The sequence below is a fragment of the bacterium genome (assembly GCA_040755795.1).
GTDB lineage: Bacteria > UBA9089 > CG2-30-40-21 > CG2-30-40-21 > SBAY01 > JBFLXS01.
In genome coordinates this window covers 1-15216 of sequence record JBFLXS010000060.1, presented here as the reverse complement: position 1 = coordinate 15216, position 15216 = coordinate 1, and the positions used below count along the sequence as shown (strand labels likewise).

8 protein-coding genes are annotated in these 15216 nt (G+C 35.4%); 7 read left to right on the top strand and 1 reads right to left on the bottom strand.

Annotated elements, in window-relative coordinates; translation table 11 throughout:
* Positions 1-344 precede the first annotated feature (344 nt).
* On the top strand, positions 345-671 hold the full coding sequence (locus tag AB1414_06210) for a hypothetical protein (protein MEW6607034.1): 327 nt from the start codon (positions 345-347) through the stop codon (positions 669-671).
* A gap of 16 nt (positions 672-687) precedes the next feature.
* On the opposite strand, the gene AB1414_06205 is transcribed toward AB1414_06210, so the two are convergent.
* A complete protein-coding gene (locus tag AB1414_06205) occupies positions 688-1053 on the bottom strand; it encodes a helix-turn-helix domain-containing protein (GenBank protein MEW6607033.1) in 366 nt (121 codons plus the stop codon).
* Between the two features lie 313 nt (positions 1054-1366).
* On the opposite strand from AB1414_06205, the gene AB1414_06200 reads away from it, so the two are divergent.
* The 6 genes from AB1414_06200 to AB1414_06175 form a co-directional block, all read left to right on the top strand.
* A complete protein-coding gene (locus tag AB1414_06200; GenBank protein ID MEW6607032.1) occupies positions 1367-1915 on the top strand; it encodes a hypothetical protein in 549 nt (182 codons plus the stop codon).
* Between the two features lie 89 nt (positions 1916-2004).
* A complete protein-coding gene (locus AB1414_06195) occupies positions 2005-2646 on the top strand; it encodes a hypothetical protein (protein ID MEW6607031.1) in 642 nt (213 codons plus the stop codon).
* Between the two features lie 254 nt (positions 2647-2900).
* Positions 2901-4253, top strand: coding sequence for a secretin N-terminal domain-containing protein (locus tag AB1414_06190; GenBank protein MEW6607030.1), 1353 nt, complete (start codon positions 2901-2903; stop codon positions 4251-4253).
* Positions 4254-4744: 491 nt separating this feature from the next.
* Positions 4745-5539: a hypothetical protein gene (locus AB1414_06185; GenBank protein ID MEW6607029.1), complete on the top strand. Its 795-nt coding sequence runs from the start codon at positions 4745-4747 to the stop codon at positions 5537-5539.
* 36 nt (positions 5540-5575) lie between these two features.
* Positions 5576-6607: a hypothetical protein gene (locus AB1414_06180; GenBank protein MEW6607028.1), complete on the top strand. Its 1032-nt coding sequence runs from the start codon at positions 5576-5578 to the stop codon at positions 6605-6607.
* Positions 6608-6611: 4 nt separating this feature from the next.
* Positions 6612-15216, top strand: an 8605-nt coding sequence (locus tag AB1414_06175) for an FG-GAP-like repeat-containing protein (GenBank protein MEW6607027.1), incomplete at its 3' end; no start/stop codon positions are given.

The window sequence follows — 15216 nt, the reverse complement described above, 5'->3', positions numbered from 1 at the left end:
TGGGGTTGTGGAATGGGATTGTCGTAATTCAGCTGGTGAAAAGGTTGCCAGTGGAATCTATATTTATTTCATCCGTGACGATATAAGTTCAAAGACAGGTAAATTGGGAGTGATGCGATAAATTTCGTTGTAACTATTCAGCATCTAATCCATACATCAAACATATATTCGATACTACAGAAGATTTTGGAAGTATAGGCAGTGAAAAGCAGGTACCAGGGCTTGATAATCCCTCTTATGGTATTAAAGGTAGAACTGCTGGTAACTATAATCTCCTTATCGCCTCAAATGCCCCGCAAGGACAGATAACATTTAACCTACAAATTAAAGATGATGTTACGGATGTGGATAATATTACACATACAAATTTCTATACTACTCAAAGGACTTTTAATGTTATTGTGCAAGGAAGCAAAGATACCCTTGCTCCTTTGATAGACTCGGTAGAGGTTGTACCCTCTCCAAAGGGTATATTCCGTGATGGTGAATCGGTTTATTTTAACACTAAAATCTTAGATGGCAGTAATGATATCAAGGCAAAGATAAATGTATCAGCCCCACATAATACTACATTTGATAAATCTTTGGCTCGTGATTCACAAGGAAGCTATGAAGGATTCTTTGAGAAACTGACCTATTTATTGGGTGTCAAACTTAAAATTATAAGCTAGATGGAGAAGTGCTCAATCAGGACTTTATCGTATGTGAAGAGACAGTTGTTAAATATAATATATCCTTTAAGATTTTACTAATTATTTTAATAGTTTCCTCATCTGTTTTGTTACTTAATTGTATAATTTCTGATAAAAGAAGGTTACTTTTAATAGTAGATTCTTCATCAGATAAAAAAGTAAACAATTCGCTTAGACTAATACCAAGTGCTAAAGCAATTTTATAGATAGTATTAATTGAGGCATTTACTTCTGCCCGTTCTATTTGACCTAAATAAGTTGTATGCAAATCTGCTTTTTCAGCCAGGGTTTCTTGAGAGATATTCTTTGCTTTTCTTAATGTACGAATTCTTTCACCTAATTTGATTAAAAGTGGATTCATAATATCACCTTTTATATCTTATCATAATTATAGAGATAAAAAAAGAGGCAATAGACATTTTTTTTCTTGACAATAATAGATATATACGATATAATAATTTGATAGTATAGGAATTTCTTCTATGGAGTGTGGGGGCGTGCCACCGCTTTTACGGCAAAAGCAACACTCTGGTCTGCAAAGCGAGAGCAAGCTCTCGGAATCCAAAGTGTGCCAAAGGCGATAAGTTCAACAATGAAATTGTTGACAATAATCAGAAATATATGATATATTAAAACTACCAAATCAAATAAAAATCATGGAGGTAAATTTAAAGATGATTAAAAAAAGATTTTTTTTAGGAATTTTGGTAACGGGAATTTGTACTCTGCTAATATCAAGTTATGTTGAGGCAACCCAAACGGTAAAAATTGCAATTCCATACACTGACCAGGAGGTAGCAGGTAAAAACGAAAATAACTTAAAGATATTTAAATTTGAGGTTGGCTCACAAACATGGACAGAACTGTCCTCTACCCCACATCCGTCAGAAAATTATGTCGAAGCAAAAGCTGATTCGTTTGGGGATAAGTACGCAGTAGCTGAGGTAAAATTACCAACAGTAACAGAGTTCCTTTATGTATATCCCAATCCTGTTAAAAAAGAAGATCCTTTAAAAATTAAGTTTAATTTAAGCCAAGGAATGCATGTAACTATTAAAATTTATCTGGGTCAAAGTGAGGTAGCTACACCTTATGATGGATACATTTCAGAAGCAGGGGAATATGAAGTTAAATGGACAGTTAATGTCGTAACTAACCTTTATACTTGTAAAGTAAAACTTGGTTCTTCTGAGTGGTCAGTAAAATTTATCGTAATAGGTTAAAGAAGAATAAAGCATACAAGCAATCGCTATATTAAAACGGAAGTAGATAAAAATTACTAAACTTAAAAGAATCTTCAGGAGGGAAAAATATGTGGTTACTTAAAGGATTATTTAGCTTTTTGGTTGTAAGTTTGGTTGTAAATATAAATATTAGCTTTGCTATGGATGATAATCTTGAAAGCCAAAAACCAGAAGAAAGTTATCAAAGAACTAATAAAAATATAGTTATTGGAATAGGATTTCTCGGTAGAGCATTAAGTGTAGGGAATTATCCTGATGAAGACGGAATGAGTGGAATAAGTAGTAGAATTTGGTTCAGAAATTCATTGGGATTACAATTGGTATATAACCGTAAGAAATATGAAAACGAAGATTTCGACTATAAAAACAAAGAATTTCTTATGGGAGGAAGAGTATTGTATAAGATAAAAAATGAAAATAACTTAGATTCTTATATTGGGATTGGAATAAGTAGACAAAAGGAGAAAAGGGAGTATGTTTTTTATCCTTCTTCTGTGAGCACCGAGAGAATAACGGGGAGAGAATATGAACTCTTTGGAGGGATAGAGTATTACTTTAAGGAACTTCCTCGACTTGGCTTTAGCGTAGAAATTGGATATTCTCGTATAAATCTTAAACAGGAAGATACTCCAAGTAATGAAAAAGAAAAAGACAATATTAAATCTGAAAATCTGTTATACGGTGAAATGGGCATACATTATTATTTTTAGAGTTTATATGAAATATAGTAATCGGATTTAGCGGATTAAACGGATAAAGGAAATAAAAAAGTCCGATAAATCCGTGTAATAGAAAAGAAATGGAAATAAATAGAAATAAGTGAAAATATAATAAAAATTGGTGGTAAAGAAGACAATAAATTTCCATGAATTTCAATTGATTGGTGAGTGGTAACTGGTGAGTGGTAACTATTTAACCAGTTACCATTTAACCAATTACCAATAAAATAGGAGGTTGATTTAAAATGTTTAACCTAAAACAATCTTTTAAAAAATCTTTAAAATCTTTAGGAGGGGGGAAGATTATGGTCAGGAATAAGATGAGTTTAGGATTGGTTTGCCTGCTGGCAATAGGAATGCTTGCTGGTACATTATGGACTACTATGGTTTATTCAGAAGAGATTCCTATTCAATTAGAGATAAAAAATTCAAAAGATGATATAAACCTTCGCATCATCAAAGACCAGGATGATTTAACTATTTCAAAGATTTATAAATTCCAAAATATTTCTGCTGAGGAATTGGTAGATTTTATCTCATCCTCATTAAGCGATGATGGTTCTTTTGCCGTTTTAAAAGACCAAAGTGCTGTTTTAATCACCGATATTCCATCAAAAGTAGATTCGATAATTGAGGCTTTAAAGGAGCTGGATAAGCAAAAGACTTCAGGATATGATGGTATTGAAAATTACTTTTATAGGTTCCAAAATATTTCTGTGAATTCAGTAATACCATTTATCAACCAACGATTAACAAGTAAAGGTAAGATAGTTTGTGACAATACCTTAAATACAGTTATGATCTCAGATATACCAAGCAAAATTACTGAAATTAAAGAGGTTATTAAAAATGTTGATATTCTATCTGAGCAAGTGGAAATTGGAGTGACAGTGATGGAGGTTATATATGCTAAAGGCAAGAAAGTAGGAGTAGATTGGAACCATATCTTTGAATTCTTAAGTTTTAATACAAGTGGAAGGTATTATCAGGAGTCATGGAATGAATATTCAAAAAGGAAGGAATATAATAATATTTATGAAAGGTGGGAGGATACATTGAGAAAAAATTTTGATATAAATATTAGAAATATTTCTGTTCCATTATCTTTATCTGATTTTATTAATCTATTAGTTAGTAAAGGTTCTGCCAAAATCAAAGCTACCCCAAGAATCTCAATCTTAAACAACCAAACAGGAGAATTGGACTTTACTGATAAGATATATTATATTCCACAATCTACTTATGAAAAGATAGAGACATCAAAAGATGTTGGATTAACACTTCAAATAACTCCGCAAATAACTACAACTGGCCTTATTAAATTAACCATTAATACTGATTATAATACATTAAATGGCTTTACAAATCAAAATCAACCTATCATCACTTCTCGAAAAACCAATACGACTGTTATTCTTAAAGATGGTCAACCGTTCTTTATAAGTGGACTTATAACAGAAGATAAAGTATTTACAGAAAAAAAGGTACCTATAATAGGTAGTATTCCCATAATAGGTTATTTTTTTAAACGAAAAATATCACAAGATACAACAAGAGAAATAGTTATTACTTTAACACCTAAAATTATTAAAATATAAATTGAACTTTTGCGTTTTTTTAAGGTGTAAGAAAGGGGAAATGGAGAAAATTGGGGAAAGGGGAAAAAATTTCATGTATAACTAACTATATTTCTTATACTTAGAGAAAAATACTTCTTTTTCCTTTTCCCCCTTTCCCGTTTCCCCTTATTTACACAAGAGATTGAAATACAAAGTGTTAGCAAAAAACGCAAAAGTTTAGATATAAAAATAAGACTTGCGTCTCATTAAGAAGTATTTGGACGCAGATGAACGCAGATAAACACAGATTTAAAAAAAACACTAAGGCACTAAGAACATGGAAAATTAAATTTCTAATTTCTAATTGACCTAATCAAGGAAATACTGATAATTTTAGTGAACATTAGTCTTCTTGTCTTAGTGGTAAAATTAATTTTATCCTGACAATCTGCGAAAATCTGCGTCCCATTTTTGAAAAAATTGGGGATGGCGAATTAAAAAAATAAAAAATCGAAATGGAGGTGGTGAAGATGTTTAAAGAGGGATTAAAAAAACAATTGGGATGGTTAATTGTCTTTTTGATATTACTGATTTCTCCAGCTTTTGCTGAGGCACCTGGGGAAGTTATGTTTATTAAATCTAATGCACCAAAAATCTGGCAAAAGGCAATAGGAATCCTTTTTCAATATCAAGGAGATACTTCACTTATAGTTTTTAGCAATCCTTACGGAAAATCGCCTGTTATACTTGAATCTTACAGTCCGGAAGATACAAATATTTGTCCTTTAAGTGTATTTGGTTATCTTTCAGGATCTATGACTGAAACTACACGCAAATTTCCTCTTCTTGCAGTCAAAAATGGATATGCAAAAATTATATATAATGTAAATAGTGGAGTATTGGGGTGGGTAAAAATTAAGGGTAAAGATAGAGGAGTAATTTTGTTTTCTGAAACTACTGCCTTAAATGGCACGGATATTATATATTTAGGTGCCATAACTCAAAAAAATTCTCATTTTGTTAAGTATTTTAATAAACCCAACGGTAAAGTGATATATGTTAAAAAAATCTTACCTTTTTTTCCGGAAGATGTGATTAGAAAAAATGTAGGGAATTTCCCTGGAGAAAATTTTTGGGGAAGAAATTATTATTGGATACCAGCTGATATATTAAATCTTGGCACATTAATAAAAATTGTTGGAGATTGGGCACAAATAGGTGATTTTAATTATAATACATATGAGACAATACCTAAGGGATGGGTTCGTATCCGTGATAATAAAGGAAATCTTTTAATTTGGTTTATTGATGTAGATAGATGTTAATTACCTTTAAAATTAAGAAATATGGAGGTGTTTAAGATGTTTAAAGAAAAATTAAGTAAAGGGATAGCTTGCTTGATTGCATTAAGTTTGCTTGGAGGCATAGGATGGGCAGAGGAAAAGGGAACAGAAACCATTGGAACCCAAACCATAGAGCCAGAACTTGTCTTGGAATACAAGTCTGATGAGCCCATTGTTGATGTTATCTTTGATATCGCAACAATGACGGTCAAAGAAGCAATGGCTTTGGGAGTGAAGGGGCTGGGACAAAGGAAAAATACAGAAATAGTGAATGTGAAATATCCAAAAGTAGTGATGCTTAAAGATGAAACGGTTAGTTTTGAAAGGGTAAAAACAATCAAATTTTTAGATAAATACGGAGAAATAAAAAAAGAAATCGATACAAGTAACAAAACATTATGGGTTAAACTTTCAAAAAATAAAGAATATATTTTGGTTGAAAAAACATTTTATCCTGAGGTATCTGGAAATATCAGTGAAAAAGTAGAAGGTATTGAGAAAGTAGAAAGCGAGGTTTTAAATAAAGAAGGAAAGATATTATGGAATGTTACTCATAAACTTGCAGTAACTTACTTATCTCCTAATGGCAAATATATAGTTGGTAACTTTAGTCACTTTAGCCCTGAAGGGTGGGGTTACTCTGTACTCATATACAATGAAAAAGGGTTAGTTAAAGTAGTAAAAAACGAGAGAATGCAACCCCATATAGATTTTTCAAAAGATGGAAGTTGGTTTGCTGTAACTATAGGGACAATTGACTGGAAGTTGAGTGATAAGATATTGGAAAAAACGGGAAGGCATGGAGGAGGTAGAGCACACCATCTAATTGTATTTGATGAAAAAGGAAATGAGTTATGGAGAAAAGAAAATATAGCAAAGGGTTGGGATGAAATTTTAGGCTTAGATTTTCCAGATGAAATATGGAGTCTAAATATCTCAAATGATGATATAATTACTGTAATCACCTGGCATGTAGGCACAAATAAAAAAATTAAACATTGTTTTGATAAGGAAGGTAATTTGATAGAAACTAAATCAATGGAGGAGTAATAAAATGTTAAGTAAGATATTAAATCTTCTTATTTTAAGTTCGTTATTTACCTTATCTCCAATCATAGCATCAGGTTATCAGTGGCCTATTAGTTCCTTCAATAGCCAACATCCTATTACCGGAGTTCTTGGAGAATATAGACCAGATCATTTACATCGGGGTATAGATATAGGTGAAGGTATTGGAACAGAAGTATACCCTGTTGTAAATGGAACGGTAACAGAAATTGGAACGACAGTTCAAGAAAAGGAAAAAGCTTATGTAAAAATTAGAGGTGAAAATGGAATATTTTATGACTATGTTCACATAGAACCTAATTCCGCATTGCAAGTGGGCAGTCGGACCATCGCAGGGCAAACTTTGCTTGGAACAATACTAAATCCAGCAAATTTTGGATCTACTATGAAACCCCACCTCCACTTTGAAGAAAATAATGGTGGTACAAATTCACTTCGTTCAGGTGGGCTTACTCCTTATTCCGATACATCAGACCCTACCGTAAACTGGGTTAAGGTGGTACAGCAGGGAAGTGGAGATCCTTTCCCAGAGAGAAATGGAATGCCTCTTATCTTTGGGCAAGTTGACATTAAAGCAAATGCTAAAGATGCTCAAAGTAATGGTAGCTCAATTGTTGCACCATATAAGATTGGCTATGAAGTTAAAGATAGCCAGAATAACTCTATCGTCAGTCCTACCTACAAGATTGAATTTGATGCTATTTCTGATAATGATTCTGTTAGTTTGGTCTACGATACTTCACAATCAACTATCTCAAATTATGTCTACTGGGTAACTAATAAACCTGATGCAAATGAATACTGGGATACCACAAACTTATCAGAAGGGACTTATACTATCTATGTCATGACAGAGGATATTAAAGGCAATGAAGATACTGGAAGTATTACTGTCTATGCTGATAGAACTTTACCCACAGTAGTCAGTGTTGCTCCTACCGGAGTAAATGTTTCGGTTACCACTGGCATCAGTGCTACTTTTAGTGAGGCGATGGATACGGATGCGACAGCACAAGCCTTTTCCATCTCTCCAGCTGATGTTACTCTCAATAGCCCGGTCTGGAGTAATGGCAATCGCACCGTCACCTTTAGCCTGAGTAAGGCACTGAAATATAAGACTACCTATACGATTACCATCTCAACCTCTGCCTGCGATATTGCCCATAATCAATTAGCTCAAGCATACCAATGGAATTTTACTACCAAACAGCTGATTCAAAAGGTTGAAGCTAATCCAAGGTCTTTATCCTTCCCACCTGCAAATAGCCAGTCAACTATCACCTATACATTAAATGGTAATGCAGACTCTGTTATCATAGAGGTTTATAATGTAGATGGTAACATGTTAGCCTGTACAATTGATAATCCTCCTATTAATCAAGGTCAGCATTCAATTCCATGGGATGGCAGATGGGATGAGACATCACCTATGAATGATTTGTATCCACAGGTATGGAATATTAATGAAGATGTTTTTGAAGGAAATTATAGATTAAAACTTACGGCTAAGGCTTACGGTAGTCAAGAGACAGTAGAAATATCAGGATTAACTGTACTTACACAAGAATACTCAACTCATGATCTGACAGACCAGGAGATAGTAGCAACAGCTAAGACTACTAAACAACCAGTATGTGATATTCACGAGGTATTTGGTAATGGTGATTTGGATTTAGATGCAGGTGAGTCAGTAGAGATAAGTGTAACTATGAGAAATAAAGCATTAGAGACACTTACTGGCTATATAGATGGATATAGTGAGCCAATGGATGAGCCGGATGTAGTTTATGATTCCCACTATTATCTTATCTATCGTGATAATGATGATATATTTGAAGGACCAATTAGCCCGGATAAAGAAAAGAAAAGCTCCTGTACATTCTGGGCAGATGTGTTACCAGATACTCCCTTAGGGCAGGAGATGGAATTATTTGTCAAGTTCGAATCAGAAGTTTCTGCTGTTGATACATTCAAAATAGAGGATGTTAATCTTGACCTGAATGCTAAATATCATACTCATCAAGTAGAAGATGCCTCAAATATAACTGATGGCCAATGGGGAGATAATGACCAATCAGCAGACCCTGGTGAATTAATTGGCATACCGGTATGGTTAAAGAATGAAGGTTATAGTAATATGATTCATGATTATAGTGAACCGCCTTACAATGCCCCAGAAATAAATTATGCACATAATGTAAAAGCTATTTTAACTACATCTAATCCATACATCAAACATATATTCGATACTACAGAAGATTTTGGAAGTATAGGCAGTGAAAAGCAGGTACCAGGACTTGATAATCCCTCTTATGGTGTTAAAGGTAGAACTGCTGGTAACTATAATTTCCTTATCGCCTCAAATGCCCCGCAAGGAGAGATAACATTTAACCTGCAAATTAAAGATGATGTTACGGATGTGGATAATATTATCCATAATGATTTCTATACTACTCAAAGGACTTTTAATGTTATTGTGCAAGGAATCAAAGATACCCTTGCTCCTTTGATAGACTCGGTAGAGGTTGTACCCTCTCCAAAGGGTATATTCCGTGATGGTGAATCGGTTTATTTTAACACTAAAATCTTAGATGGCAGTGATGATATTAAGACAAAGATAAATGTTTTAACGCCAGATACTACCTCACTTGATGTAGATTTGCTCAGCGATTCAAAAGGTGATTATGAAGGTTGGTTTGAAAAACTGAAATACCACTGGGGACCATTTACACTTAATGAATTAAAAGATGGGACTTATAAAATTAATAGTTTGATAGCCGATGATAATTATGGTAATATTTCAACACCAAAACCGGTCAATGTTAATGTAGAGATAGATACAAAACCACCAATAGTAGAGATAGGTTCGCTAACGAGTGATATCTTTGCCGGGACTGTCTATAATGATGCCGGCTACCAACTCCTTACAGGCACTATCACTATTTCTGGTAGAGCATGGGATAAGCATTTTGGTACTTATACCCTCGAATATGCTCAAGGGATAAATCCGCCGTTAGATTGGAAGCTGATTGTCAGTTCTACCCTGCCACAAAAAGATATGGGCACTTTAGCTACCTGGAATACATTAGCACTACCCGATGGCACATATACCTTAAGATTGACTGCCACTGACCTGGTTAACCATAGCTCAGTGACGACTAAGATAATCGAGATAGACAACACCAATCCGACCGCCATAATAACCCAGCCAGGTTTCTCACAAGCCATAGCCCTACCGGAAGTGGATATCTGCGGGACCGCCTGGGATAAAAATTTTAAGGAGTTTAAACTCAAATATTGTCAGGGAATCCTGAATGAACATAACCCTAACCCTACCTGGTATGAGATTATTACAAAAGATACTTCAGTCATAAATGGCACTTTGACCAACTGGAATACCTCAAATTTAATCGATGGCGGTATCTATACCTTAGAATTAACCGTCACTGATAAATTAGACCATCAGAATAGCCAAATCAGGGCAGTGCGTGTAGATACAACAGGACCTGAGATTACTCTTGCAGAGAGTATCAAGACTAATGTCATTGGCTACAATATCTCAGAAGCAGGGATGGTGACGATAAATATATACCAGGTGAATCCTGTTGAGTATCCTGATATAGAGAGTTTCTTTCAGGATACCCCACCCTACAGTCCTGTATGGGATTGGACAGAGGAGGTCCATTTAGGTAAAAATGAGGTTATCTGGTCTGGCAAAGATAAGGATAATATTGAGTTACCAGACTCAGGGACTTATACTGCCTACTACCTTAGTCTAAAAGGGATAGATGAGGCAAGTAAAGAATCAAAGCTTGCCTATAGCCAGATACTTAAGAAAGGGTTACCAAAGATAGATTCCTTAACCCTTCCTTTAGAATTTGATTTTCAGACTAACCCAATGCTTTATTTTTCCTTTATATCTGAAATAGCACCAGAGCTTGAGGCAATAGTAGTTAATGATGAAGGAAGGTTGACACAACTATTAGGGTCACCAACTACTTCGGGTAATAACAATGAAATTACCTATCAATATGGCTGGGATGGAAGGAATATCTATGGGTTTATGGTGTTATCCGGCACATATACCTTAAAGATTAGACTAAAAGATGTTGATGGTAATGTAGTACTCTGGGATGGGATAAAAGAGAATAGATTTATCCAGATTACTACACCTCCACTCCCACCGATAATAGATTATGGTTCTCCAACATATCAGAGCACACCACCAATTCCGGTAACTAACTCAAACCCCATTATTCAAATAGAGAAAAAGGTTATCTTTCCGACAGTTCCTATCTATGGGAGTCAAGATATAATCAGTGGTAATCTAACCCGCTTCGCCTGGGTATTTCCGATAAAATGTATGGAATTTATAGAGATGGCGACGAATACCTGTAATTCCAATGCTTATATCTGGGATGGCAGGGATATACCGCCAGCAAAAGGAGATGGCTCGGGTAGGCGGGAGGCATCTATTGCCAGTGGAGGCTTGTTTCCAACCGGAGATTACGATTATGTTAATTACAATAATAAATTAGAATATGTCACCCATAGTCAAGTAACATTAGCTACCGATACTCTACCCGTAAAGATAAAGGGGGTTTGTGAAGTGAACACCCCACCAGATAACCCCATCTTTGACCTTGATATGACATTAGATGGATATATTAAAGGCTATTTACTCTGTGTCTATGATAGCAAAAGGAATTTAATTGGGACTGCTAGATTAAATCCATTACCACCTCAACAAGAGTTTGGGACATGGGGAGATGGGTCAGGAGATATAGAAAAGCGTAATTGGACAAAGATGATTGATAAGATTACCTACCAATCACCCCTTAATCTAAAAGCGGGTAAATACATAGTTGAATTGACATCTTTAGACATTGCTGGCAATGCCACAAAATCAGTAAAAGAGGTTAGCTATCAAAGGTCTATTTTTGCAGAAATAGGCGGCACGGTAATTGGGGATATTGGCTCAGATACATCCATCAAGTCAATCGAATTAGTCATTCCGCCACAGATTTTAGAGGAGATTAACTGGGTTACTTCGACAATCCAGATTACACCCGCTACCTCAACACCAGAATTAGAACCATTTTTTGATTATTTAGATAAAATCTATAATGTTGCCCCTAAGGGTTTGAAATTTTCACCCGGCGCAACACTTAGATTAACTTATCTGGATTTTAATAATAATGACCTCATCGAGACCGACCAGAATTACGATGGAATAATTGGCGTGCAAATGGATGCTGACCCAGAAATAGAAGGAGTAAAGATAGAGACAGGCGAGATTGTTAATCAGAATTATGGATTAAATGAAGAGCAAAATATTAAAGTTGAGCAATTAGGCATATTCTATCTCAGCGAGCAGGGGATACCAGAATATATTGGTGGGATAGTGGATAGGCAAAATAAGACTATTGAGGCAAAAATAGAGCATACCTCAGACTATGCCGCCTTAGTTAAAAAAGATATGACACCACCGATAACTACTATTATACCAAGTATCATCAATGGGTCATATACAATACCAACTGCTACTTTTTCCTTATCTGCTATAGACCCGATGGGTACAACTAATGAAGTAGTCTCTGGTACAAAGACAATTAAATATGCTATAGATAATCCAGAGCCTGATATTGTTTATGTTGAACCTTTTACATTACCTTTAGGTACTCATACGATTTATTACCAGGCAGTAGATAATGCAGGAAATGCAGAAGAAGTAAAAAACCTCAAAGTACTTGTAGTTGATAGACTTTTGGTTGATTCTGGAATTAATCTGCAAGGTATATTTGTTGGTTCTGCTGCTTGGGGAGATTATGATAATGATGGTGATTTAGATTTGGCTTTGACAGGAAGGGAAAATAGCGGTCAATATATTTCTAAAATTTATAGAAATGATTCTGGTGTTTTGATTGAAGATACTACACAAAATCTACCTGGAGTGTCTTATAGTTCTATTGCCTGGGGAGATTATGATAATGATAGTGATTTAGATCTGGCATTGACAGGGAAGGAAAATAGCGGTCAATGTATTTCTAAAATTTATAGAAATGATTCTGGTGTTTTGATTGAAGATACTACACAAAATTTATATGGAGTATCTAATAGCTCTATTGCTTGGGGAGATTATGATAATGATGGTGACCTGGATTTGGTCTTAACGGGCTCTGGTATTTCTAAGGTCTATAAAAATGAATTATGGAAATTGATAGAGGATACAACACAGAATTTGATTGGTGTATCTGATGGTTCTGTTGCCTGGGGGGATTATGATAACGATGGTGACCTGGATTTGGTCTTAACGGGCTCTGGTATTTCTAAAGTCTATAAAAATGAATCAGGGAAATTGATAGAGGATACCACACAGAATTTGGTTGGTGTATCTAAAAGTTCTGTTGCCTGGGGAGATTATGATAATGATGGTGATTTAGATCTGGCATTGACAGGAAGGGAAAATAGCGGTCAATATATTTCTAAAATTTATAGAAATGATTCTGGTGTTTTGATTGAAGATACTACACAAAATTTATATGGAGTATCTAATAGTTCTATTGCCTGGGGAGATTATGATAATGATGGTGATTTAGATTTGGCAATAACTGGTAGTGATGAAAGTTTCGTTTTTATAGGTATTTCTAAAATCTACATGAATACATCTGGGAAATTAGTAGAGGATACTACTCAAGAGTTACTTAGAGTATCCTTTAGTTCCATAGTCTGGGGAGATATAGATAGTGATGGAAATCTTGACCTTGTATTAACAGGAATTAGTGCTATTTACTCAAAATCTATTTCTCCTAAAGAGATAATGGATTTATTGAATTTATTGCGTACTGAAGGCAATAAAGATATTACTTTGTCAAAAAGTTTTTATGCAGCTTCTAATCTATATAAAAACTATGGAGTTAAATCTAATACTTCACCATCTCTCCCAACTCAATTCAGTTCAAATTACACAAATGGCAAGCTTACATTCAGTTGGAATGCAGGTAGTGATACTGAGACTACTGAAAAAGGTTTGTATTACAATATTCGGATAGGCACTGCACCTGGTAAAGAGGATGTAGTTACAGGTAAATATGGTTCACCACTGTTTGGTAATTATTTACTCAAACAAAAATCACTTACCTTAAATCTGCCACCCGGGACTTATTACTGGGCAGTGCAGGCAATTGATACCGGGATTAGGGGAAGTGAGTGGTCAGCGGAACAAATAGCAGTGACTGCTAATATAACTTTAGTTTCACCTCACTCTGGTACTGTTGGAACTATAGTTACAATAAAAGGTGATGGGTATCTTCAGACAGAATTAATCAGGATTGATTTTGGCACTATTATGAGTATTGCAATAGCTACTACTGATGCATTAGGAAGCTTTGTGAGTAGTTTTACGGTCCAGACCCAGCCTTTTGGTATTTATACCATTAGTGCTACGGGGTTTGTTGTTAGTGCCCGTGTTTCCTTCTCCATTCGAGGGAATATTGTTTTTGTTTCACCTACCAGTGGTCTAAGAGGGACTAATGTTACAATTTCAGGCAATGGTTATTCAGCAATAGAAGATATAGTAGTTGATTTTGGTAAAACAAAGACTATTGCTACATGTATCTCAAGCGAGGTTGGCAGTTTTTCTGTTACCTTTACTGTAGATACACAACCAGCAGGGACGACTACTATTTTAGTTAGAGGAATTAGCAGCAATGAGGGTTGCTATTCTTACTTTGTGATTACACTCAAGCCAAAGATAACTTTAGTCTCACCTGCAATGGGTACGGTAGGAAGTATTGTTGAATTAGCAGGTGCAGGGTTTGATTTGAATGAAGCAATAGCAATAGATTTTGGTAAGAGTTTGACTATTGCTACAACGACAACTGATGAATTTGGTGCGTTTAGCGGGAACTTTAAGGTTGATACACAAGGCTATGGGACAACTACAATAGTTACAAGAGGGTTAACCTCTGGTCAAAATGCTGTTGATACTTTCATTATTCGCGGGAATATTGTCTTAGTTACTCCTACAAGTGGTCTAATTGGAACTAAGGTTACAGTGGCAGGTAATGGTTTTGCGGCATTAGAAAGAGTAACCATAGGCTTTGGGAGGAATCCAACAATTGCCACCGTATTATCTACAGCTCAAGGTACATTTACCACAACCTTTACTGCCGATACCCAGCCAGGATGTGGCACAATAACCGTCAGTGCGAAAGGGAAGGATTGTGTTGCCTACAGTTGGTTCAAGATGATTGGCAGGATAACCATAATTAGTCCACAGCAAGGCACTATTGGGACAGTGGTTACAGTCAGAGGAGATGGTTTTGCGGCAAGTGAGTTAATCTATATCGACTTTGGGACTAACCCGACGATAGCGGTAATCTTAAGTGATGGACTGGGTCGGTTCACTGCTGTATTTACCGCAGATACACAGCCAGGCTGTGGGACAATAACCGTGAGTGCCAAAGGGAAGGATTGTGTTGCCTACAGTTGGTTTAAGATGATTGGCAGGATAACCATAATTAGTCCACAGCAAGGCATTATTGGGACAGTGGTTACAGTCAGAGGAGATGGTTTTGCGGCAAGTGAGT